22 protein-coding genes are annotated in these 23,368 nt (G+C 67.8%); 4 read left to right on the top strand and 18 right to left on the bottom strand.

The genetic code is table 11. The annotated features are described in order from the left end of the window. Positions 1 to 85: 85 nt before the first annotated feature. A complete protein-coding gene (locus EOHIBHHM_RS14980) occupies positions 86 to 766 on the top strand; it encodes a 6-hydroxymethylpterin diphosphokinase MptE-like protein (protein WP_497251952.1) in 681 nt (226 codons plus the stop codon). A gap of 19 nt (positions 767 to 785) precedes the next feature. On the opposite strand, the gene EOHIBHHM_RS14975 is transcribed toward EOHIBHHM_RS14980, so the two are convergent. The 16 genes from EOHIBHHM_RS14975 to EOHIBHHM_RS14900 all read right to left on the bottom strand — a co-directional run bounded on the left by EOHIBHHM_RS14975 (position 786) and on the right by EOHIBHHM_RS14900 (position 18,491). Continuing rightward, a complete protein-coding gene (locus EOHIBHHM_RS14975) occupies positions 786 to 1,223 on the bottom strand; it encodes a DUF8215 family protein (RefSeq protein ID WP_497251950.1) in 438 nt (145 codons plus the stop codon). Positions 1,224 to 1,287: 64 nt separating this feature from the next. Further along, the gene (locus tag EOHIBHHM_RS14970) at positions 1,288 to 2,355 is read right to left on the bottom strand and encodes an mRNA surveillance protein pelota (protein ID WP_497251948.1); all 1,068 of its coding nucleotides are present in this window, start codon (positions 2,353 to 2,355) and stop codon (positions 1,288 to 1,290) included. A gap of 45 nt (positions 2,356 to 2,400) precedes the next feature. Next, a complete protein-coding gene (locus EOHIBHHM_RS14965; RefSeq protein WP_497251946.1) occupies positions 2,401 to 3,066 on the bottom strand; it encodes a DUF4013 domain-containing protein in 666 nt (221 codons plus the stop codon). 75 nt (positions 3,067 to 3,141) lie between these two features. Continuing rightward, a complete protein-coding gene (locus tag EOHIBHHM_RS14960; RefSeq protein WP_497251944.1) occupies positions 3,142 to 4,113 on the bottom strand; it encodes a DUF4013 domain-containing protein in 972 nt (323 codons plus the stop codon). 160 nt (positions 4,114 to 4,273) lie between these two features. Next, positions 4,274 to 4,978, bottom strand: coding sequence for a DUF4013 domain-containing protein (locus tag EOHIBHHM_RS14955; protein WP_497251942.1), 705 nt, complete (start codon positions 4,976 to 4,978; stop codon positions 4,274 to 4,276). A gap of 245 nt (positions 4,979 to 5,223) precedes the next feature. Continuing rightward, positions 5,224 to 7,338, bottom strand: coding sequence for a ribosome rescue protein RqcH (rqcH, locus tag EOHIBHHM_RS14950; protein ID WP_497251940.1), 2,115 nt, complete (start codon positions 7,336 to 7,338; stop codon positions 5,224 to 5,226). Positions 7,339 to 7,639: 301 nt separating this feature from the next. Then, positions 7,640 to 8,464, bottom strand: a complete 825-nt coding sequence (locus tag EOHIBHHM_RS14945; protein WP_497251938.1) for a phosphotransferase family protein — start codon at positions 8,462 to 8,464, stop codon at positions 7,640 to 7,642. Next, positions 8,461 to 10,155, bottom strand: coding sequence for a tRNA uridine(34) 5-carboxymethylaminomethyl modification radical SAM/GNAT enzyme Elp3 (locus EOHIBHHM_RS14940; RefSeq protein WP_497251936.1), 1,695 nt, complete (start codon positions 10,153 to 10,155; stop codon positions 8,461 to 8,463). The genes EOHIBHHM_RS14945 and EOHIBHHM_RS14940 overlap by 4 nt, the downstream gene beginning before the upstream one ends. Positions 10,156 to 10,281: 126 nt before the next feature. Further along, entirely contained in the window at positions 10,282 to 11,550 is a 1,269-nt protein-coding gene (locus EOHIBHHM_RS14935; RefSeq protein WP_497251934.1) for an MFS transporter, read from the bottom strand. Positions 11,551 to 11,645: 95 nt separating this feature from the next. After that, on the bottom strand, positions 11,646 to 12,230 hold the full coding sequence (locus EOHIBHHM_RS14930) for a hypothetical protein (RefSeq protein ID WP_497251932.1): 585 nt from the start codon (positions 12,228 to 12,230) through the stop codon (positions 11,646 to 11,648). 122 nt (positions 12,231 to 12,352) lie between these two features. Next, complete coding sequence (locus tag EOHIBHHM_RS14925; RefSeq protein ID WP_497251930.1) at positions 12,353 to 14,446, bottom strand: DHH family phosphoesterase; 2,094 nt, start codon at positions 14,444 to 14,446, stop codon at positions 12,353 to 12,355. A gap of 196 nt (positions 14,447 to 14,642) precedes the next feature. Next, positions 14,643 to 15,263, bottom strand: coding sequence for a YIP1 family protein (locus EOHIBHHM_RS14920; protein WP_497251928.1), 621 nt, complete (start codon positions 15,261 to 15,263; stop codon positions 14,643 to 14,645). An 8-nt stretch (positions 15,264 to 15,271) separates the two neighbouring features. Continuing rightward, positions 15,272 to 15,859 (bottom strand): thymidine kinase, encoded by a 588-nt coding sequence (locus tag EOHIBHHM_RS14915; protein WP_497251926.1) that lies wholly within the window; start codon positions 15,857 to 15,859, stop codon positions 15,272 to 15,274. 91 nt (positions 15,860 to 15,950) lie between these two features. Further along, positions 15,951 to 16,532, bottom strand: a complete 582-nt coding sequence (locus EOHIBHHM_RS14910; protein WP_497251924.1) for an NADPH-dependent FMN reductase — start codon at positions 16,530 to 16,532, stop codon at positions 15,951 to 15,953. 79 nt (positions 16,533 to 16,611) lie between these two features. Beyond that, a complete protein-coding gene (locus tag EOHIBHHM_RS14905; protein WP_497251922.1) occupies positions 16,612 to 17,409 on the bottom strand; it encodes a helix-turn-helix transcriptional regulator in 798 nt (265 codons plus the stop codon). Positions 17,410 to 17,543: 134 nt separating this feature from the next. After that, positions 17,544 to 18,491, bottom strand: a complete 948-nt coding sequence (locus EOHIBHHM_RS14900; protein ID WP_497251920.1) for an HhH-GPD family protein — start codon at positions 18,489 to 18,491, stop codon at positions 17,544 to 17,546. A 158-nt stretch (positions 18,492 to 18,649) separates the two neighbouring features. Here EOHIBHHM_RS14900 and EOHIBHHM_RS14895 point away from each other — a divergent pair, with 158 nt between their 5' ends. Together EOHIBHHM_RS14895 and EOHIBHHM_RS14890 are read left to right on the top strand one after the other, a co-directional pair. Beyond that, positions 18,650 to 18,973 carry a ribbon-helix-helix protein gene (locus EOHIBHHM_RS14895; RefSeq protein ID WP_497251918.1) on the top strand — a complete coding sequence of 108 codons (324 nt, stop codon included), beginning with the start codon at positions 18,650 to 18,652 and terminating at the stop codon, positions 18,971 to 18,973. A 55-nt stretch (positions 18,974 to 19,028) separates the two neighbouring features. Continuing rightward, positions 19,029 to 19,238, top strand: coding sequence for a TOBE domain-containing protein (locus EOHIBHHM_RS14890; protein ID WP_497251916.1), 210 nt, complete (start codon positions 19,029 to 19,031; stop codon positions 19,236 to 19,238). A 39-nt stretch (positions 19,239 to 19,277) separates the two neighbouring features. Here EOHIBHHM_RS14890 and EOHIBHHM_RS14885 read toward each other — a convergent pair whose 3' ends face one another. Together EOHIBHHM_RS14885 and EOHIBHHM_RS14880 are read right to left on the bottom strand one after the other, a co-directional pair. After that, positions 19,278 to 20,645, bottom strand: a complete 1,368-nt coding sequence (locus tag EOHIBHHM_RS14885) for an aminotransferase class III-fold pyridoxal phosphate-dependent enzyme (RefSeq protein WP_497251914.1) — start codon at positions 20,643 to 20,645, stop codon at positions 19,278 to 19,280. Between the two features lie 43 nt (positions 20,646 to 20,688). After that, positions 20,689 to 22,014 (bottom strand): MgtC/SapB family protein, encoded by a 1,326-nt coding sequence (locus EOHIBHHM_RS14880; RefSeq protein WP_497251912.1) that lies wholly within the window; start codon positions 22,012 to 22,014, stop codon positions 20,689 to 20,691. A gap of 97 nt (positions 22,015 to 22,111) precedes the next feature. Between EOHIBHHM_RS14880 and EOHIBHHM_RS14875 the strand changes: the two genes are divergently transcribed. After that, on the top strand, positions 22,112 to 23,368 hold the full coding sequence (locus tag EOHIBHHM_RS14875) for an AI-2E family transporter (RefSeq protein WP_497251910.1): 1,257 nt from the start codon (positions 22,112 to 22,114) through the stop codon (positions 23,366 to 23,368).

Raw genomic sequence — 23,368 nt, 5'->3', positions numbered from 1 at the left:
CCGGCAGATGGACGCCGGAACGGCACACGGGTAGGGGTACTTGGTGCCCGACCGGCCCACACCGTAACACTCCCGAGCGACAGCCATGAACTTCGACGACTGGGAACCCGTCTACGAGGCGATCCTGGCCGACTTCGGCTTCGGACGCGAGGCCGACGAGCGTGCCCGCGACGTGCTCGCAGCGCTCGCCGTCCCGTTCGACACCGACCGCTTCGCCGACGTCGCCGGTTCGACCGTCGCCGTCGCCGGTGCCGGCCCCTCGCTCGCCGCCGAACTGGACGTCGCCGCCGACGCCGACGTCGTCTTCGCGGCGTCGACGGCGACGGACGTCCTCCGCGACGCCGGCATCTCGGTCGACCTGATGGTGACCGACCTCGACAAGAACCCCGAGACGGCCGTCGCGTTGACTCGCGAAGGCGTCCCCGTCGCCGCCCACGCCCACGGCGACAACGTCCCCGCCGTCCGCGAGTGGATGCCGAAGTTCGACCGCGAGCACGTGCTCGCGACGACGCAGGCCGCCCCCGTCGGGCCCGTCGTCGACTACGGCGGGTTCACCGACGGCGACCGGGCGGCCTTCGTCGCCGACGAGTTCGGTGCCGGCGAACTGGTCTTTCTCGGCTGGGACTTCGACGACCCGGAGGTCGACGCGACGAAAGCGAAGAAACTGCAGTGGGCCGAACGACTGCTCCGGTGGCTGGAGGTCCGACGCGACGAGGAGTTCGCGGTGCTCGACGGGCGGCGGGAGCGCATCCGGCCGGTCTGGTGAACTCGGCTCGGCGACGCTCTCACGGCTGCCACCGAGCGAGCGACTGGAGTCGCCGGACGAGGCGCGGGAACGCTCCGAGCGACACGACGACGACGAGGAGCGTGACGCCGACGCCGACCCACCACCGTCCGGCGACGGTGCGCGCGACGACGCCGAGCCACGTCCCGAAGCCGATGGCGAGCCCGTAGTACGCCGACCGGAACGGCATCGACACGAAGTCGCTCGGTTCGGGCCACTCGCCGACGTCGACGTACCTCCCGCGGAACGTGCCGACACCGACCGTCGCGACGGCCATCGCCGTCAACGCGGAGAGCGAGACGGCGTCCTGGTCCGGGGCGGTGGTCAGGACGGCGAGTGCTGGAAGCGACAGCACACACACCTCCAGGAGCGCGAAGAAGACGTAGTCGAGCCACCGCTCGAAGCGGGCGTTCAGCGTGCGGTTCGACGACTCTGGCACGTCGTGTCACTAGGGGACGAACGAGTAAACGGTTGTCCCGACGTGCGTTCCGCCCGAGAGCGGGTCACTGCATCCGATAGCGGAGGATCGCCGCGATGCCGCCGAGGTTCTTCAACTGCTCGCCCGGGGCGAACTCCTCGGAGAAGACGGTGACGTCACCGCCCTTCTGTTCGACCGACTCGATGACGTCGTTGACGTCGACGTCCCAGTCGCCGCGGCCCTGTCGCTCGTCGCGGAGGCGTTCGTCGAGGACGAGCAGCGTCTCGACGGCCCCGAACTCCGCGGCCTCGGCGACCTGCTCGATGCCGTAGGCGGCCTTCGCACCCTGCGCGATGTTCTCCATCAGTTCGTCGATCAACTCCGCCTCCTTCGAGATACGCGTCTGCGTCTGCACCTCGTCGACCGCGCCGCGCTTGAGCACCTCGTGGACGCCGCGGTCGCCGACGCCGGAGGTGTCGACGACGGTCAGTTTCTCGGCGACTTCAGGATGATTCTCCTCGATGTAGTCGCGGGCGTCCTGCTTCGTGAACCCCGGTCCCGCGAGGATGACGGCGTCGACGTCGAGATGCGAGAGCGCGCTGCCGAGTTCGGCGAACAGCTCCGAGCGCGGACGAGCGTACTCGCCTTTTCCGGTCGGTCGCGTGAACGACCCGTACTCCTTCGTCCCGTACTGCTGGACGGTGTGGATGTAGGCCGCCCCCTCCTCGACGGTGGCGATGGCGACGTCGGGGTTCTCGGACGCCTGTTCGGCCTCCTCCAACCGGTCCTTCTGGTCTTTCTTGAAGTGTTTCTCGATGGTGAACTCGTTGCGCTCTTCGACGTTGATCGTGTGGTGGTGGCCGAGCTGGTCCTCGCGGGAACAGCCGACGATGACGCCGCCGACGCGCAGGCGGTTGGCGAAGCGGGCGAACTCGACGTCTTCGACTTCGAGGGTGACGTGGAGGTGTTCGCGCTCGCCGCCGGTGTCGCGCATCTGGTCGTCGTCGCGCTGGATGCGGCGCGTCGTGTCGCCGGAGACGAGGTCTCCCGGTTCGAGCACGTAGGAGAGATGCCAGAGGTCGTCGACGTTCTCGGGGACGAGCGTCATCCGCTCGCGCCCCTCCTCGCCGCGACCACGGCTTACGATTCGCATGGCCGAGCAGACGACCCGCGGGCTAACAACCCTTGCCTTCTCGTCTCAGACCGTCGTGGTCGTCGTCGCCGCGTCGCCGCCTCGCTGACCGAGTCCCTTCGCGAACCCGCGGCCGAACAGGTAGTAGACGGCGACCTGCACGTAGAATAGCACGAAGATACCGACGACCAGGAAGCTCAGGGCCGCGCCGACGGCCCCACCGACGATCCCGACGACGAGCGCCAGCACCCACGCCGTCGCGTAGTCGCCCGTGAAGGCGGCCGATTTGATCGTCCCGAAGTCGAACGCTGCGCCGATCTCGCCCGTCCGAGCGAAGTTGGCAGACGCCGCGGGGACGAAGTAGCCGACGACGAGCGCCAGTACGAACACTACGAGACCCAGTACGAGCACGAGCGCGCCGGTTCCGGCACCGCCGTCGCTCCCGAACCCGATCAGGAAGAACAGCGCGAAGTACGGGACCATCAGGACGACGGAGTACGCGAGGTTGACGACGAACAGTTTCAACCCGTCGACGAGCAGTCCGCCCCAGTCGGTGAACGAGGGGGCTTCGGTCTCGTCGTCGACTGCGGCACGGAGGACGCGGACGAAGTACCCCTGGAGGACGAACGCCGGGATGACGAGGACGCTGAGGAGACCCAACACGCCGCCGATGACGATCGTCGGAAGCCAGTCGTCACCGCGTCGCGGAAACGACAGTGCATCACCTATCATACACGTTACTTACGCGTCGCAGTCAAAAGGATTCCCCTGAGTATCGTCGGTTCGTCGATACGAACTTGAGACGCGTCACTCCCGAACGCACGGTTCGCGTCCCTGGTCGTCACCCCAGACGAACGGGTCGGTCGAGGGGTCGCCTCCCTCGGCCACAGTCTCCGCCGGATGCGACCCGCCGTCCCCGCCGTTGGCCTCGACCGGCGGCGTGCGGTCCCGCTCGTTCCGCCCGACGAGACCCACCGTCCGACCCGTCTGGACCGCCGGCGACGCCTCGCTCGGGCGGTCGTCGAGTACGACCGCGGCACCCCGGTCGGCTTCGTCGTCTGAGACGTCGAGGACGCTCGCGGCTCCGCGTCCGTAGAGGTGGTGTGCGACGACGCGAGCGTAGAAGGCGACGAACACGCCGACGAGGGCGAGCGTCGTCGGCGCGGCGACGACGAGACCGACGGCGAGCACCGTCACCGCGCGGAGCCAGCCACCGGCGTAACGACCGTTTCGAGCGACGGCGAACACGCGTCGGAGGGCGAACCCGTCGCGGACCCGTCCGCTGGCGGCGAAGACGGCGAGCGCAGCCGGGCGGACGTAGAGGTACGTGACGCCGTATCCGAGCGTTCCGAACCCACAGAGAACGACGCCGAGCGCCGCTCCGACGCCCGGAGGCGAGTCGGGCGCGACGACGTTCGACGCGAGCAGCGCCGCGAGGCCGACCGAGACAGCGACGAGGACGACGAACGGCAGGAGGTAGCCCGCGCTCAGCAGCGCGGACTTCGCGCCGTCGCGGACGAGCCCTCCCCAGCGGACGAACGGCGGCGTCGCGTCACCGCCGCGCAGGCCGACTCGGACGGTCCGGACGTAGTAGCCGCGGAGGACGAGCGGCGGGAAGACGGCGAGCGGAACCAAGAGTAGGAAGACGAGCGGCGAGGCGGCCGCGACGAGCAACGCCAGCGGCACCACTGTCGCCACCAGCACGAGAAACCCGCCCATGAACAGCGTCGTCACCGCGTCGTCCGTCCGCGTCGGTGCCGACAGCGCCTCCCGGAACATCTGTTCGAGAGGTTGGGGGGTGGGCACATAACGGTGTCTCGGTCCGGTGGCCGCGCCGACGGGTCGAGAGCGGCGGCGAGAGCGGGGTAGCTACCGCTTCCGAGGGTCGACGTCGAGAATAACTGTGACTTCGGTTCGGTCTGCTCCGATCGGACCGCGCTCAGATCGTCGCGCGTTCGTCGGGCGTCTCCTCGTCGCGCATCGCGACGGGGTGGAGTTCGCCCCAGGCGGTGCCGACGATGTAGTACGCCGCGACGAGGGCGTAGAACGTGATGAACGCGCTCAGGATCGCTCCGACGCCGGTCGCACCGAGCAGGCCGGAGACGGCACCGGCGACGACGAAGACGACGAAGGCGTAGAGCCACGCCGTCGCGTACGTCCCGTTGAACAGCACCGGCTTCAGGTCGCGGTACGAGAACGCCGCGCCGAGACGGTTCGTCTCCGCGTAGTTGGCTAGCGCCGCGGGCGTGACGTACGCCGCGAGGAGCATCAGGACGAACCCGACGAGTGCGCCGACGAGCGCCACGAGGCCGCCGAACAGGCCGGCCGTCTCCGAACCGCCACCGGCGACCGCGCCGGCGACGCCGAGGAAGACGGCGACGGCGACGACGATCCCCGGGACGAGGAAGTAGACGAAGCCGACGACGAACCCTTTCAGCCCGTCGACGGCGAGGTCGCCCCAGTCGTCGAAGACGGGAGGTGTCTCGTCGCCCCGCATCGTCCCGCGAAGGACGCGAAGCACGTACCCGAGCACCAAGAACGTCGGGATGACGAGCGGGCTCAGCAGGCTCAGTACACCGCCGATGAGAAGCGTCTTCACCCAGTCCTCACCGTTTCGGAGGTAGTCGATTGATTCTGTAATCATGGTTGAACCGAGAACGGCGGTCTCTCGACTCACCAATTCTCATCCATCAGATAAGACGGAGAGAGCGATAAGCGTTTCTCGAGAATTATCTACCCGACGACAGGAAGTGCGGTGACCGTCGGTCTCTCGTCTCGGTCCGACGCTCGTAGGGATTATCGTCGCCAACCGCACCCCTCCGTTTAGCCTCACGGCTCATGTGAACCGGTTCCCGACGAGGGATCTCTGAACTCCTCCGACAATCCCTCTCAGTTCCCCTCGCCGTCGACGACGTCGCTCCCGCCCGGCGGGAGGAACTCCTGGATCTTGTCCGCGCTGGCGACCTTCCGGACGAACGACTGGTCGGCGAACCGTTCTCGAAACTTCCGGTAGAGCATCTTCGCCATGTCGTTCTGGGCGTAGCGACCGGGTTGCAGCCGAACGCTCGTCGCCGTGTCGGGTTCGATGGCCGACGGCGGCCCCCCGACGACGCGGGTGTCGGGTTCACAGCGGATCCCGACTGCCACCTCCGCGGCGACGTCGTCGTAGTAGGTCCGGTCGCCGCGGATCACGAACGACCCCTTCTCGACGTACTCGCCGCTCTCGGGCGTCTTCGACACCTGGTCGGCGCTCACCATGTACGCGTCGTCGGCGAACCGCCCCTCCTTCCAGATCGAGGAGTACGCGACGGCGAACTGTGCGGCCTCCTCGCGACTCCGCTCGGGAATGTCGACGTCGCGGGCGGGTTCCGACGGTCCGGTCGCCTTCAGCACCGTCACCGGCCCTCCGTGTGCCTGCGTGTGGAAGAAGAGGTCGTGTTTGTTGAGGTACTTCTTGACGATCTCCTCGTTCTGGTCGGCGTTGCGGCCGCCGATGACGAGGAAGCCGTCGGAGGTCTCGAACCAGCGGAACCGGTCGTACCACATGTCCTGCTGGCGGATCGGGATCGACTGCTTCGAGAGCCAGTCGACGTCGGCTCGCTCTGTCTCGTCGGCGTCGCCGTCACCGTCTTCCTCGTCGTCGGCCTCCCACTCCTCGCGACGCTTCTCGAGCGCCGCCAACTTCTCGCGGGTGTTCTCGATGGCCTCGAGCGCGCCCTCCTTCTTCTCCTCGACGCGCTTGGCCTCGGTGTAGATGCGGTCGGCGTTCTTCTCGACGCCCATCGACACGTCGAGTTCGATGCGCTGGCCGTCGATGGTGACCGTGACGGTGCCGGTCGATCCGTCGACGTCTTCGACGGCCTCGGCGGCGGGGATGCCCCGCTCTGCGCCCTCGGCGAGGGTGTCGGCGATGTCGCTCCACGGGACGCTCTCCTCGCGGGCGCTCCGGACGGTCGACAGCACCTCGTCGGCGAGTTCGTAGTTGGCGTACAGGAGCTCTGCCTTCCGGCGTTCCTCCGCTGCCTGTTCGTCGAACCCCTCGATGGCACCCTCCTGCTGCTGGATGATGCGCTTCTGTTTCTCGATCTCCTCTTCGAACTCCGGGCGGTCGTCGCCGCCACCTTTCTCGGCGTCGTCGCTGAGGTCCAGTCGGTAGAAGTAGTCGTCGAGCGCGGCGTTGAACGAGTCGAAGGCGACGGCGTCCAACTCCTCGTACTCCTTCAGCGGGAACGGCGTCACGTCGACGACGCGGTCCTCTTTCTCGTAGACGCGGGGCTCGAACTCGCCGGTCTGCAGTGGCTCTTTGAGTCGTTCGATGGCGTCGTACAGCTTCCGGTACTCCTCCTCGCCCACCTCGGCGATGTCCAGCGTCTTCTCGACGCCAGCGCGGGTGCAGAGCTCTTCGGCGTAGAGGCCGCCGAGATTCAGTTGCGTCGCCAGCGTCCGCACGACGTCGGTGTCCGACTCGTTCATCTTGTGCTCCAGCGCCTCGTAGGAGACGTCGAGCGGGTTGATGCGCGACTGCGGGAACTCGTACTGCGACCCGGGAGCGACCGTCCGCGACTTCAGTCGGACGGTCTCGAGACTGCTCACCACCTCGCGGTTCTCGTCGAGGACGGCGATGTTCCCCTCGCCGAACAGCTCGGCGACGATCTCGGTGTCCTCGTCGCCACGTTCGAACTTGAACACGAGGATGCGGTCGAACTCGTACTGCTCGATCCCGGCGAAGTCCGCCCCGTTGAGACGGTTGCGGAGCATCATCGCGAAGTTCGGCGGTCGACCCGGCGCGTCCGGGACGTGCTCCGGGGCGACGGTGTGGGCGCGTTTGATGTCGCCGACCTCCACGAAGAGGTCGACCCGGCCCCGGTCGAAGTCCCGCATCTTCAGCCGCAGGAGGTCGTCACCGTAGAGATACGCCTTGTCGACCTTCGCCCCCTCGTAACGCCCCAACTCGGTGACGAGGGCGGCGAGGTCGATGCTCGAAAGCTCCTGCTTCGGTTCCATACCCCGGATTTCAGACGGTGGACGAAAAGGCGTGTCGTTGTCCGTCTCCCGCCGTTCTCGCGTGTCGGGGGTCGCCGACGAGTGCACCGGCGGTCGTGCGACGACAGTACCCGAGCACGCAACCGATTCTGCCGAGGCACTCGAAGGTCACCCTGCGGGTACGGTGTGCGGAGGGACCCCGTCCGTGCCTGACACACCTCGTCACCCCGCGACGCAACCCCCGTGTCTGCCTGCCCGGTCGACACGGGTCTTCTCTCGCCCTTCGTCCGAATCCCCGGCTACTCCCGTTCCGAACCGGCTTTCACGCGAACCCACGTTCGAGCAGCGTCTCGATCCGCGACCGCAGGTACGTCGCCTCGCCGTCGACGCGTTCGATCAGTCGTGCCGCGGCGACGGGGAGTTCCCACGCGACGAGTCTCGACGGTGAGACGTCACTTCGCGAACGGTGCTCCGAGCGGTACCGCCACCGGAACGTCTCGACGAGTACCTGCCGGGCGACTCCCGTCGCACCCCCGCCTCTCGTCTCGGCGGCGAGACGCAGTATCAGCGACGTTCGGGCGACGTCGGCGGCGGGACGACCGCACGCCGCGTCCGCCCAGTCGATGACGACGAGTCCGTCGTCCGTCGACAGCACGTTCTCGGGGTGGAAATCGCCGTGACAGAGGGCGTCGCCCTCGGGGAGCGCGTCGAGATGCGCGACGACTCGCTCGCGCGTCTCGTCGTCCAGCGGCCCCCGTTCGATACGCTCCCGGAGTCGACGTTTTACCGGCGGAACGTCGGCGACACGGCTGTCGCACGTCGTCGTCTGGAGCGCGGCGAACCGACGGGCGAGCGTCCGGACACGCCACGGCTTCGAGCGGAGTTCGTCGGCGAGCGAACGGCCGCGAACTCGCTCGAAGACGAGTCCGCTTCGACCCTCGTGTTCCACCGTTCCGTAGAACGCCGGTGTCGGAATGCTGCTCTCCGCTACGGCGCGTGCGTTCGTCGCTTCGGCGACGACGTCCTCGGACGGCCGATTCGCGAAGAAGAGTTTCACGACCCGGTCGTCGCCGAGGGCGTACACCTCGGCGGTTCGTCCGCGAGCGAGCAGGTCACCGAGGTCGGCCGTCTCGAACCCTCTCTTCACAGCCGCTTCGAGACGTACGGCCCGTCCTGGTAGTAGTCCAACTTCTCGCGGTAGTACTGGCGGACGCCGATCCCCGAGATGACGGAGATCTTGTCGAAGCCGGCGTCTGCGGCGAGCTCCTCGGCCTTCCGCAGCAACTTCTTCCCGTACCCCTTGTGCTGCCAGTCGCCGTCGGCCGTGCCGATGCCAGCCTCGCTGCCGTAGACGTGGAGCTCGCGGACGAGTGCGGCGTCTCTCAGCTCTCTGCGGACGGTGTCGCCCTCCTGCACCGGGCCGGGTGCGGCGTGCGAGTAGGAGGGGAACCGGAGGCGACAGAAGCCGACCAGCAGGTCCTTCTCGGTGTCCTCGAAGGAGATGAACTGTTCCACCCCGCCGCCGGACTCGTAGGTCATCACGTCGAGTTCGACGTTCTCGGGGTCGGGGTCTGCTTCGTTCATCCCGACTTCGCGCGAGCGGATGTCTCGGAGTTCGATTCCCTTCTCCTCGGCGCGCTGTTCGGCGAGTTGCCTGAGGTTGGACTTCCAGACGCCGGCGTCGATGAAGTCGGCGGGGATGTCGCGCTGGACGCGCTGGAGGCGCGTGTACTTCGGGATCATCCCCATCACTTCCGAGACGACCTCGATGGCGTCCTCGTTGGTCAGCGGGTCGTACTCGTCGCGCCGCCACATGTCGTAGGTGATCGTGTCGCGGACGACGAGCGTCGGGTAGATCTTGAGGTAGTCGGGCCGCCAGTCGGCGTTCTCGAACAGCTGGCGGAAGTCCTCGACGCACATCTCCTTCGTCATCCCGGGCTGGCCGGGCATCATGTGGAAGCCGACCTTGAACGCCGAGTCTCGCAGCCGTCTGTTGGCGTCGATGGAAGCCTGGTTGCCGTGGCCGCGGTGCATCTCGCGGTTGATGCGTTCGTAGGTGGTCTGGACGCCCACCTCGACTTTCGTCGCTCCCAGATCGAGCATCCGGTCGATCTGCTCGGGGTCACACCAGTCGGGCTTCGTCTCGAACGTCGTGCCGATGTTCCGGATGTCGGCCGTCTCGTTCTCGGCGACGACGTCTTCGAGATACTCGAACTCGACGTCCTGCGGGTCGGGCTTGAACGACTGGTCCTCCGCCGGTTCGGGCTCCTTGTCGACGTCGTAGTCGTTGAGGGCTTCGAGCGCGCGCTTGACGAACCACTCCTGGTAGTCGTGGCTCCGGGCGGTCATCGTCCCGCCCATCAGGATGAGTTCGACCTTGTCGACGGGGTGGCCGATGTGCCGGAGCTGCTCCAGCCGAAGCGTCACTTGTCCGTAGGGGTCGTAGTCGTTCTGCACGCCGCGGGCGGCGGCGGGCTCGTGACCCGTGTACGACTGGGAAGAGGAGAACTCCGAGGCGGGGCCACCGGGACAGTAGAGACACTTCCCGTGGGGGCACATGTGCGGGGAGGTCATGATGGCGACCGGCGAGACGCCCGAGGCCGTCCGGACGGGTTTGCGCCGCGTGACCTCCTTCACGTCGTCGCGGTGCGTGTCGGGTGCGTGCTCGAGAATCTCGGCGTTCTTGGGGACCTTCGGCGACGAGAACTCCGAACAGACCTGGATCTTCTCTTTCTCTAAGTCGTCGCGGTCGACTTCGCCCTCGACGATGCGGCGGGCGAGTTCCTCGCAGGCCTGTTGGAAGGCGTCGGACTCCTGACCGTCGGCGTCGGTGCTCACGACGGGGTCACCTCCACGGTGGTTGCGAGAGCGACGGCGTGGCTCATTACGTGTGTTTCTGCCGGTTTCGCGGTTAAGGGTGTCGCTCTCGCACCCGGTCGACGGCAGCGACTGCGACGGCGACGGCTACCGAGGACTCTCGCGCCCGGTGCCAGTCGCCCGTCCCCGCCGCGAGAGGTCGACGACGCCGACGACGAGTGCGCCGACCAGTGCAACGGTTCCGCTGGCGAAGAGCAGCGCCGGGTAGCCGACGACGAGGGCGAGGCCAGCGAAGACGAACGGGCCGGACGCTCGCCCGAGGAACGTCGTGCTGTTCCGGAGGCTGAGCGCCCCCGCCCGGAACGACGCCGGAATCCGGTCGCTCACCGCCGCGTCCACGGAGGGGAGCACGAGCCCGATACCGCAGCCGACGGCGAGCATCGACACGCCGACGAACAGCGCCGACGGCGCGGCCCACGCGCCGAGCAACCCGATCCCGTAGGCACCGACGCCTGCCGCGACGAGTCGTCCGTTCGAGAACGACCGCGAGAGTCGGCCGTTCGCCACCGAAGCGACGATCGACGCCGCCTCGGCAGCCGTGATGACGACTCCGACGGAGAGCGGCGTCAGCGCGTACTGCGAGGTCAACAGGAACGGCAGCGCCGTGAACACGGCCCCGAAGAGGAGAAACTCCGTGGCGAACGTCGCCGCGTAGAACGGGGCGGTGCCGGACCCGGAGATCGCCCCCAGCGCGCTCCGGAGGTAGTCGACGCCCGGCAGCGAGCGTACCTCTTCGCGGGCCGGTTCGTCGAGCACGACGGCGGCGACGAGACCGACCGGCACCGCCAGGAAGTACGCGTAGAACGGGGTGTTCCAGCCGTAGGCGACGAGCGCACCGCCGACCACGGGGAACGCCGCCGCGCCCGTCGACAGCACGGCCGTGTTCACGCCGAGGACGCCGTTTCGCTGGCTCCCCTCGAAGGCGTCGCCGAGGAGCGTCACCGTCGAGACGAAGATGCCCGCCGCGGCGACCCCCTGGACCATCCGTAGCGCGAGGACGACCGCGAACGACGGCGCGAACGCGGTCGCGCCGCCGACGAGACCGAAGGCGACGAGACTTCCGGTCAGGACGCGCTTCCGGCCGATGCGGTCGGCGAGCGCGCCGACGAACGGCGACAGCACGATGCCGGCCACGAAGTAGGCGCTGACGAGCAGACTCGCCGTGGCGTCGGTGACGCCGAACGCGTCGCGGACCACCGGGAGCGCGGGGCTGACGAGCGGGACGCCGAGCGGTGCGAGCAGCGTGCTGGCGAGGACGACCTGGACGAGTCGCGAACGGAACACGCTCGCGTCGCCGTCCTGCGCGGAGCCTGCAGTCTCGCTCTCCGTCCCTGGCCGCTTCGTCTCCTCTCCCATGAGAGTACAGACGTCTCGCGGCCGTCTATAGTTGATTTCTGTATTTCCTGCGTGTTCTCGCTATCTGGACGTCCTCGACGTCGACCCGCTTCCCGTCACGGACACGTCCGCGACCGCGACGTGTTGCGCGTCTCGGTGCCGTTCTCGTGGACGCGGATCGTCGACATCGACGTCGAACACTCGTTCCAGTTGCGGTCGACCGTCGCTTGCGACGAGAAGCTCTCGCCGCTCACCTCGACGGTGTAGACGTCGGGCGTCTCGAACGCGAAGTTCAGGTGGTCGCCGGCGGCGATCTCGACGGTCTCGTCGAACTGCGTCCCCGTCTTCTCGCCCGTGACGACGACCGTCACCTCGCGGGCGTCGTCGCCGTCGTTCCACACCTGTACGACGTGCGCGCCGGGCGTCGCCTTCCCGGTGCCACCCTGCTTGCCGACGGCGTAGGTCGCGGCCGGGTCGGCGCGCATCCCCTCGAACGGCGCGTCCGGGAGTGCTGGCGTCTGGTCGGCGGCGACCGTCGCTGCCGTCCCCGTCGACTCGGAGGGGGTGGAGCCAGCTCCCGCCCCGGTGTCGCCGTTCGTGTTCGATGTCGTCTCGTCCGACGGCTGGTCCGAACCGAGACAGCCTGCGACGGCGACGGTGGCGGTAGTTGCGATGCTCAGGAGGACTTGGCGGCGGTTCATAGGGTAGAGAGACGTGTTCCTAGAGCTAATCTTTTGTGACGGACCGTCCGCTCGGTGAGAAGAGGAGCCGAGAGAGCGGCGAGCGGCGACGGCAGCTACCGAGTCGTTCGAGCGAACGTCGGCTACAGCTGTTCGACGACGGCGTCGACGACTGCCTCTTTCACGTCCGTACGGACGCCGGAGAGGAACTCGATGCGGCCCTCGCGGACGCCGTTCGCCGTGACGCCCGCGTTCGGCAGGCTCTCACGGGCGCGCTCGGCGACCGCGCGCACGTCGAGCTCCTCGCTGCTGCGGAGGTAGAGTTCGTCCATGCCGAGACCGAGGGTGACGAACGTCTCGCCGTTGCGGTTGCGGCGGTGGAGTTCTTCGACGAGCAGCGTCGACGGCGGGAAGTCGAAGCGGTGGGTGAACGCGTCGGTGTCGATGACGGCGAAGTCGACGTCGTCCTCGTCGCGGCGTTCGAGGTTCGCCTCGGCCGTCTCGACCTCGTCGTCGAGTTTGATGCGGAACTGCTCTGCGACGTGCTCGGCGAGACCGACGTCGTGGCCCTCCTCGTCGCCGAACAGCAGGTCGGTGATGAGTTCACGCTTGTCCTGATACGACTGGTAGTAGGCTTCGAGTGCGACTGCCTCGCGGAGTGCAGTCACGCGGTCTGCGTCGTAGCCCGCCTCCTCGGCGAGGTCGAGGTACGCCTGCGGTGTGCCCTCCCAGTAGCTGATCGCCGGGAGGTGTGCGAGATCGTCGCGCACCTCGTCGTTGATGGCCGCGGCGAGGTTCGCCGAGAGCGCACCCGTCGAGAGGTCCGACGCGTCGGCCTCCGCACGGGCCGGGTTGACGAGTACCTCGGTGTCGTCCTCGACGTCCTCGTCGGCGACGGCGGCGTCGACGACGACGCGCTTCGCGCCGTAGATACCTAGCAGGCCGAGCCCGTCGCTGGATTCGACGGTACTCCCAGTCCCGAGCAGGAGCACGAGCGGGAGCTTCTCGTCGTGTCGGTCCTGGTCCTGCAGCATCCGCGTGACGTCGTTCGTCGCGGCGTCCATGCCGTAGACGGCGTCGTCGAGCGGGCGACGGGTGAAGTAGTGGTACTCGGCGTCGCTCTTGGCGTACTCCTCGCGGATGAGCGGGAGGACCGCACGCTCGACGGCCGCACCGGCGACGTAGCCGTCGGCGGTGGCGGCGTGTCGGACGACGATGGGGCGCGACTCGAGGATGGCGCGACGGAGCGCCTCGGCGGCGTCGAGCAGTTGCTCGGAGACCGCCTCGATCGAGTCGTGGGCGGCCAGCGGCATCACGGCCTCGGGGCGAGCGCGGGCGGTCAGCGCGTCTGCGAGTCGACGCTGGACCGCCTCGGCCTCGTCGGCCTCGAGGGCGACCAGCGCGTCGGTTTCGACCTGAATCTCGTTACGGCGAAGTTCGACCTCGCCGTCCAGTCGGACGACGTCGCCGACGTCGATGTCGGGGTAGGCGCGGACGCCCGCCTCGACGAACGCGGCGCAGTCGACGACGCCGGTCTCGTCGCGGAGTTCGAAGACGGTCGGTCCGCCGGTTTGGCGCGCGCCGACGACCTCGCCCTCGATGCGGATCTCCTGTCCGACGCGGTCCGAGAGCGTGCCGATCTCGACGCGCTCCGCCTCGCCGGTCGGTTCCGGCTCGTCGTAGTCCCCGCGAGCCTCGTCTCCGCTGGCTACAGCAGATTCGGCGGCTTCGGCCTCCTCGGAGGACTGCTGTTCCGGTTCGGGCTCGGGTTCCGGTTCGGGCTCGGGTTCCGGTTCGGGCTCGGATTCAGTCTGCTGACTCTCCTCGGACTGCTGCTCGCGTTCGGTCGGTTCCGCCCCGTCGACGTCGTGCTCGCCGTCGGCGTCCTGCACCAGCACGCCGCGGAACTCGCGTTCGGACTGGCGGATCGACCAGCCGAGGTCGATGTTGCCGTTGTCGCGGACGTTCTTCACCTGGACGAAGACGGTGTCACCCGGCTCCCAGTCGAGGCTCTCCAGTCGGCGGTCGAGTTCGCTCCGGTGGAGCAACCCGGTGACGCCGGGGGCGATGTCGACGAACACGCCGAAGTCGGCGTAGCCGTCGACCGTCCCGCTGTAGAAGCGGCGGGGGACCAGCTGGTTGGGATGGTCTCCCTCGAAGTGGAACACGACGTCTTCTTGGTGGCTGTCACAGATTCGACCGTCCACGGGCGTACCACAGATAATACACGTACCCATTTGAGCAGAGAGAAACACCGCGGCCTAAAACTGTTGTCGAAAGTCTGCTGTCGTTCTCGTGGGGTGATTCGACGGCGAATCGGGGTCGGATTCCCCGTCTCTCGACCGAACTGTCACCACGCCGTCGTGCGATTCGGTCCGGGGGGACGCCACTCCCTCTGCGCACTTGGAGTGTCGTTGCCGCTGCGCGACCCGCTCAGAGCACGCCGGCCGCTCGCAGCAGCGTCGTCGCCGCCGCCACCCCACCGAAGCCGTACCCGAAGAGCACCGCCGCCGGGACCGCGCCGGCGACGGTCGCGCGGAGGAGAGTCGTCCGGTGGACGACGCTCAGGCCGACGACGAGCAGGACGGCACCGTACGCGGCACACAGGAGTCGCAGCGCGGGCGAGGGGTAGCCCGCGAGGACGCAGGGGGCGGCCGCGTAGGCGACGGTCTGGACCGTCTCGCTCACGCCCGCTCGCTCGCTGACGGTGACGACGAGCAACACCGTCTGGAGCGCGCCGAGCAGATGCATCGTCGCCGGGGCGACGAACAGCGTGACGACGACGAGAAGCAGCAGACTCGTCGCCGCCGTGCTGTCGGCGAGCAGCGGGACGAACTCGGTGCCGAGCACGCGCTCAGGCGTGAACCAGAGGAGGCCACCGACGTAACAGAGCGCGACGAGCACGCCGAAGACGAGCCCCGGAGCCTGGTCGCCGGGAGCGACGCCGTTGCGGAAGAACCGCCGTGGACGGAGCAACACCTCGGCCCACGCGCGGACGATGCCGCGCGGTCCGCGCTCACGGCCGCCACGGGGGTTCTCGACCCAGGTAGTCACGTCCGTCTCTAGTCGGTGCGGAGGGTATGACAGTTCCGACATCGGGCCTCGTAGGACTCCTCCGCGCCGACGAGGATGGTCGGGTCGTCGGCGTGGGCGGGTTCGCCGTCGATGAGCCGCTGATTGCGCGTGGCGGGCTCCCCGCAGATCGTACAGATGGCTCGCAGCTTGTCGACGTACTCGGCCAGTGCGACGAGCTGTGGCACCGGCTCGAACGGTTCACCGCGGAACGTCTGGTCGGTGCCGGAGACGATGACGCGCCGCCCGTCGGCGGCCAACACCTCACACACGTCGACGAGTTCCGGCGAGAAGAAGTTCGCCTCGTCGACGGCGACGACCTTCTCGCCGTTCAGTTCGTCGTGGATCTCCCAGATCCCGTCTCCCTCGGCGTCGACGACGGTCGCCTCCCACTGTCGGCCGTTGTGCGACCCGATGGTCGCCTCCCCGTATCGGTCGTCGACGTCGGGTTTGAACACGGCGACCTCCTGCTCTGCGATCTCCGCGCGGCGCAGTCGACGGAGCAGTTCCTCCGTCTTCCCCGAGAACATCGAACCGGTGATGACCTCGATCCAGCCGCTCCGAGTGATGGCGTGCATAAGCCAACACGACACCCAACGCCTCAAATGCGTACTCATTCTCCCGGACAGTCTGCGCCGTGGCCACCGCCGTGACCGTTTCTCCCGTCTCTCAGTCGCCGGCACCCTTGTTCTGTCCGCTCTCGAACGTCGCCGGGTCCTGTTCGATGTTGGCGAACCCGACGGCTCGGCGACCGAGCGTGAGCACGCGCTCCTCGGTCGACTCGTCGCGGAACGCCCCGTCGTCGTCGAACGCGCTGTGGGCGCGGGGGATCGCCGCTTGATGGGGGATCACCCACGCGTTGAGCGCGCGGCAGACCGACCGGAGATGTTCCAGCGCCGTCACCGGGAACGACCCCCCCGAGACGGCGAGGAGGCCGACGGTCTTCCCCTCGAACTCCTCGAACCCGCAGTAGTCGAGCGCGTTCTTCAGCACTCCCGAGTACGACCCGTGGTACATCGGCGTTCCGAGGACGACCGCGTCGGCCGCGCGGATCGTCGCCGTCAACTCGGCGCTGTCGCCCTGCTCGTCGTAGTCGGCGTCGAGCACCGGGAGGTCGTAGTCGCGGAGATCGACGACTTCGCCGGTGCCACCTGCCGCCTCGACGCCGCGAACGACGTGGGTCAGTGCGCGCCGCGTGTGGCTGTCGTCCCGGAGACTCCCCCCGAGTGCGACGACGTGAACGTCTGACATGACTGGTGACTCTCGGTGCAGCGACAAAGGCGTGCCGCCGGTCCCCCGTCTCCCGACGGGCGTGGACACACGGCACGGGTCAGTGTTCGACCGACTCTGTCGGGGTGACGATCGGCGTCGCCGTCCGTTCGTACTCGTCGATCGTCGCTTCCGCCCACTCGCGGAGCGCTGGGCGCTCTCCCTCGACGAGCGCCTTCGGTTCGCCGCCGTCGTCGACACCGATCTGGACGGTTCCGTCGAGGAGACCGACGAAACACGGGATCGGGTCGCCGTACTGGTACAGCGCGTACCGGTCGGTCTCGGCCATCTCCTCGGTGAGCGGCGCGTAGGCGTCGTCCGACTGGTAGGTGCGGACCACCTCCGGCGTGGTGACGACCGTCGCCTGGGCGTCCGCTTCGACGATGCGGTCACGGATCGCCTGGTGGGCGTGCAGCCCGGTCAACGGGAGCACGAACCGCATCTCGCTCGCCCGCGCCGCCACCGTCACGTGTCGGTTGACCATCGCCCACGGGTCGCCCGGTTCCGGCAGGTAGAGGTCGGCGTCGGCGAGCAGCTCGACGTCCAGTCCCAGCTCGTCGTGCGGGAGCCACTGCAGGAACGGGGCGAACCGAAACCACAGGTCGAGACGCTCCTCGAAGTCGACGAACGCCGTCCGAGCCAGCTCTCCGAAGGAGGTGAGACGGTACCCGCCGTCCGCGTGCTCGAGGATGCCCAGCGTCTCCAGCTCTCGGACGCTCCGGTCGACGGTCGAGCGGGAACACGACAGCTCTTCGAGGAGCGTCCGCTTGTCCTTTCGACCCTCGGAGAGCGCCTCGACGAACGAGGACCGCCGTAACAGCACCTCCATCACTTCCACGGTCGAGGGTCGCGCTGTCATGGTTCACGAACTGTCGGTCTGTCCCATACGAGTTCCGGAACGTGTGATCGAAGTTCGGCTCTCAATTAACGCTCTTCCAGGCCGAACCGATCGAATCGGGTGCCGCATCCTGGTCGACGGGACGCCGAGAGGCGTCACTGTCGCAGTCGGACGACGGTCTCGTCGTCGCGCTCCGTCACCTCGACCAACCCGTCGTCCGCGAGGTCGTCCACCAGTCCGCGCAACCACTCGCGGCCGTGGTCGCCGCCGTAGTCGACGCGCACTCGCGGGCCGAGCGTGTCCAGCGGGAGTTCGTCGTACTCGCCGAGCGTTCGAACGACACGCCCGCGGAACTGCCGGCGGGACCCCTCGAAGCTCGGCTGGGTCGGCACGTCGGGGGCAGTGAAGTCACCCGTCTCGTAGGCGTGACACCAGCGTCGCCACGGACAGCCCGCCTCGTCGCAGCGGGGGGTCTTCCCGCAGGCCACCCCGCCGAGTTCCATGATCGCGTTGTTCCAGACGCGCGACTCGCCGTCGGGCATGACGAACCCCGCGACGTCCTCGAACGCCGCGTCGTCGTCCGGCACGTCGAACGCGCGGTGGAGCACGCGCTTGACGTTCGTGTCGACGACGGCGTCGCCGTTGTCGAACGCGAAGGAGGCCACGGCGTTGGCGGTGTACGGGCCGACGCCCATCAGTTCCTCCAACTCGTCGGGCCACCGGGGGAACGCTCCACCGTATTCCTCGACGACCTGCTGTGCCGCCTCGTGGAGATACTTCGCCCGGTTGTTGTAGCCGAGGCTGTGACTCGTCCAGAAGGCGACGACGTCGCTCCGGTCGGCCGCTGCGAGGTCGTCGACGGTGGGCCAGCGGTCGAGAAACGCTTCCCACGCCTCGACGACGCGACCCAACTGAGTCTGCTGGCTCATCACCTCGGAGACGAGGATCTCGTAGGCGTCCTCCGTCTGTCGCCACGGGAACTCGCGGTGGTCGTCTTCGTACCACTCGACGAGCGCGCGCCGGACGGCGTCGACCTCGTCGCTGTCGGCGGGGAGTGCGGGGGCGACGTCCTGTCGCTCCTCGGGAACGGACGCGTCGGTCATTGTCGAGCGGTGGGCGAGCGGAGGTTTATGGGTAGTGGTCCGTCACCGTACCGCCTCGGGTCCCGCGGCGTGCGTCGCTCCGCCGGCGCCGCGACGGCAGTCGCCGCGACGGCCCCGGGAGCGAAACGCGTATCCGACGCCCGCGTCTCCCTCTCGGCATGAGTCTCGACGACCTCAACGACGACGTCCAGTCGTTCTACTCCGACCTCGACGACGAGATGACCGTGGAACTCGACCGCGAGACGAAGAACGAACTGGCGACGCTGGCGGCCGTCTTCGAGACGGACGACGCGAGCGAACTGGTCCGCCGAGCGGTCCACATGCTGTTTCGCTCCAGCGTCGACTCGGGGGATTTGGACTTCCAACTGCGCCGGAGTTACGACGTCACCTACGACGAGTTCCTCGCCGGGATGACCTACGAGGAGATGACGGGACAGGACCAGTATCCGCAGCGCGACGACGAACGTCGCTACCAGATGTAGCCGTCGGTCGGCCGCCGCCAGCAGCTACTTGTCATCAACTCGCCAATAGCTTCCCATGGGACTGAGCGCCCGCAACAACCTGACTGGAACGGTGAAATCACTGCAGAGAGACGAGATTATGGCGGAGGTCGTCGTCGAACTCGGCGACGGACAGACCGTGACATCGACGATCACGCGAGCGTCCGCCGACCGTCTCGACCTCGCCGAGGGCGACGAGGTCAGCGCCGTCATCAAGGCGAGCGAAGTGATGATAAACAAGGACTGAGCGGTCGGTCTCGCGGGTCTCTAGTAACCGGCGATCCGGCTACGCCACGTCCGCGATCGCCTTCGTCAACAGGCCCGCCCCGAGGGCGATCTCGCGCTCCGTCACGTCCAGCGGCGGCAGGACCCGGAGCACCTTGTAGCCACACGAGAGCGTCAGCAGGCCGCGCTGGAGCGCCGCCTCCTGGACCGCGTCGCGACGCTCCTTGGTGTCGAACTCGAGGGCGAGCATCAGCCCCTTCCCACGGACGTCGACGACGCCGGTCGGGTCGGCGTCCCGCATCGTCTCTGTGAACTGCCGTCCTCGGACGGTGGCGTTGTCCATCAGGTCGTACTCGTGGATGGCGTCGATAGTGAGCGCACCCTGCAGGGAGGCGATGATGTCGCCCGCGCCCCACGTCGAGGAGAGGCGGCCCTTCTCGTCGGGGAAGATGTCCGACCGGGAGATCGTCGCGCCGACGCGGAGTCCCTTCGCGGCGGCGATGACGTCGGGTTCGATGCTGTAGTGGTCCGCGCCCCACATCTTCCCCGTCCGCCCCATCCCGGACTGGATCTCGTCGGCAATTAGGGTGATGTCGTGTTCCGTCGCGAGCGCGGCCACCTCGTCCATGAAGGCGTCGCTCGGGATACGGTAGCCGCCCTCGCCCTGGATCGGTTCGAGGATGATGTAGGCGACCTCGTCGGGGGTGATGTGGCCGCGTTCGGGGTCGAGTTTCTTCCGGAGGAGCGACACCTGCTCGGACGGGTCGTCGCTGCCGACGAAGAAGCCGCAGTCGCAGCTGTCGGGCGTGCAGCTCCGGTCGTCGCAGTAGGGGACGTCGTGAACGCCCGAGACGGTGGGGAACTTCCGGCGGTACTTCTCCTTCGAACGGTTCAACGAGAGCGCGCCGAGCGTCCGCCCGTGGAACGCGCCGTCGAAGGTGACGGCGTACCTCGCGCCGTCGCTGTGGTCGTAGGCGATCTTGATGCCGTTCTCGACCGCCTCCGCCCCGGAGTTCGAGAGGAAGACCATATCCATCCCGTAGTGGTCGGTGGCGTCGGTCAGTCGGTCCATCAGCCCCGCGGGGCCGGGGAACTCGCTCTCCTCGGGCGCGTGTGCGTCGCCCGCGCTCACGTAGAAGTCCTGTCCCGCGATCTTCAGGGGGTCGACGAGGTCGAACTCCCGGAGTCTGTCCATGATCTTCGGGTTGTTGTACCCGAGCGGGGCGGCGGCGACGTGGCTCGTGAAGTCCATCAGGACGTTGCCGTCGACGTCCGTGCAGAACGGTCCCTCGGCGTCGCCCGAGAGGTCCCAGACGAAGTCGTAGACGTAGGTGCTCGGGGCGGCGCTCTGGTGGTGGTACTCGACCCACTCTCGCGCACGCTCGCCCGGCATCGCCGTGACGTGTGGCTCGGCGGTGTCTCGGTCCATGTCGTCGGTTGGCAGACCGGTATGTTAAGACGTTCGTTACGATTCACCCAAACATTGCGACGACGGCGGTCACCCCGCCCGCCGCGACGAGGAGGACGGCGCTCCAGGTGGCGACCTGCCGTGCGAAGTCGCGCGGGCCGGCGGCGGCGACGAGACCGGCCTTGACGACGACGCTCGACGCCGTCGCGAGGAGGATGCCGACGACTGCGGTCGTCCCCTCGATGGTGCCACCGCGGTAGAGCAGGACGGCCGAGGTGGTCGTCCCGGCCGACGAGACGAGTCCCGACACCAGCGCACTCACGTAGAAGCCGACGTTGCCGAACTGTTCCTGGGCGACCGTCCCGACCGCGAGGATGAGGAAGAACACCGCGCCGAACGCGAGGACGTTCTTCATCGAGAAGGGACTCTCGAGGTCGAGTGCGACGTCTTCGCCCCAGTCGGCGGTGAAGCGGGCGACGACGAAACTCCCGACCACGAGTGCGCCGAGCGGGACCGCCGCCTGCCAGAGCGGCGGGCGCTCCGCGGCGACGGTGAACGCGAGGGCGATGCCGAGGTTCCGAAGCGCCATCGCGGCGTTGGCGAGTAGCACACCGGCGACGGCGAAGCTGACCGACTCGCGTTGCTGGCGGACCTGATCGAGCATCGTCCCGACGACCGCCGTCGACGAGGCGAGGCCGCCGAAGAAGCCCGTGATGGCGATGCCGCGACCACCGTAGGAGCGGACGAGCGCGTAGTTGACGATGCCGATGCCGGCGACGGTGACGACCATCAGCCACGCGACGCGGGGTTCGAAGGTGACACCCATCACTTGCTCTTCGGCCGGCAAGAGCGGGAAGACGACGAACGCGAGGATGGCGAACTCCGTGGTCGACCGCAGCTCTTCGCGTGACAGCCCGCCCGCGAAGTCGTGCAGTTCCCGCTTGAGCACGAGCAGCGACGAGGAGATGACGGCGACGGCGACGCCCGCGACGAAGAACCGCGAGGCGACGAGCACGCCGACGCCGTAGGTGACGAGCAACGACACCGACGTCGTCAGCGCCAGCGAGTCCTCCTCGCCGGTCTGCAGCCCCTGTACCGCGAGGAGAATGCCCTGGACGATGACGAGGACGCCGCCGATGGCGAGCAGCGCCACGCCGAGCGGCGACTCCTCGGCGATGATGGTGAACACCGCGGCGAGGAGACTCGTCAACGAGAAGGTCCGGATCCCGGCGGACTTCTTCGACCATTCGCGTTCGAGGCCGAGAAAGAGGCCGAGCGCCGCCGCGATGACCACGCGGACGACCGGGTCCTGCAGCGGGGCGGCGAGCGGATCCTCGAGTTGGAGGACGAGCGGCCAGACGACGTCGAGAGGGAGAGGGGAGAACTGCATAGTCGAACTACGCGTGGCCCGTGGTTAAGTTCTCAGGCCGGGACGTGTCGTTCTCGATCCGCGATACGTTTTTCACAGTTCCGTGGGGGGCTCTAGTATGTCGATACTCGACTTCGACCGGGCCCGCGCCGCGTGGTGGGCGCTGGGTGCCGTCCTCGCTGCGTCCCTCCTGTTCGTCGTCTACTCGTTCGTCGGCACGTTCGTCTTCGGGCTCTTCCTGTACTACGCGACCCGTCCGATCTATCGTCGACTCCGAAAACACGTCTATCCGCCCAGTCTGGCGGCCGCCGTCTCGATGTTCGCGCTCGCGCTCCCGGCGCTGGCGTTGATGGTGTACGCGCTCCTCGTCGTCGGGAAGGAGGTGAACAAACTCAGCCGGACGACGCAGTTCGACCTCGGGACGTACACGGCGCTCGACCCCAGCATCCTCAACGAAGTGGTCGACCCGGCGACCCTCTATCGGTCCGGGGTACGTGACTATCTCACGCTCGACAGTCTCGATTCGGGTCTCGACCAGGTCGTCACCGCCGCAGACACCTTCGCCGTCGTCGGCGTCGGACTCGTCCACCTGTTCGTGATGGTCGCCATCGCCTTCTATCTCCTCCGCGACGACCACCGCATCTCGCGGTGGGTCAGCAAGCGGTTCGCCGACGACGAAGGGGTGCTCGACGCCTATCTCGCGGCGATCGACACCGACCTCGACAGCATCTTCTTCGGCAACATCCTCAACGCCGTCCTGACCGGGACCATCGGAGTCATCGCCTACACCGTGTTGAACGTGTTCGCGCCCCCGGAGCTCCGTATCCCCGCCGCCGCCCTCGTCGGACTGCTCGCCGGCGTCGCCAGCCTCGTCCCGGTCGTCGGGATGAAACTCGTCTACGTCCCCGTCGCGGGCTACATGGGCGTCCAGAGCCTCGTGATCGCCGGTCCGGAGTCGATCTGGTTCGTCGCCGCGTTCGTCGTCGTCTCGTTCGTTCTCGTCGACACCATCCCCGACCTCGTGCTCCGCCCCTACGTCTCGGGTCGCAGTCTCCACGTCGGTAGCGTCATGCTCGCGTACACGTTCGGACCGCTCCTCTTCGGCTGGTACGGCCTCTTCCTCCTGCCGATACTGCTCGTCCTCGTCGTCAACTTCGCCCGGATCGTCCTCCCGGAACTCGTCGCCGGAAAACAGATCAAACCGTACGTCGTCGACCCGGTGTATCTGGGCGACGAATCGGCCGCGCCCGGAGAGACGGACGGAGAACTCCTCGACAACGCCGCAGACGAGAGTCCCGCAGCAGAGTCGACCGACACGCGGCCCGACGTTGGCCCGGAGCGGTCGGGCGGGTCGACTCGGACGGGCGGAGAGTAG

This window comes from Halogranum roseipondis, from assembly GCF_059695585.1.
The sequence above is the reverse complement of the archived record's forward strand: the minus strand, read 5'-3'. Positions and strand labels throughout refer to the sequence as shown.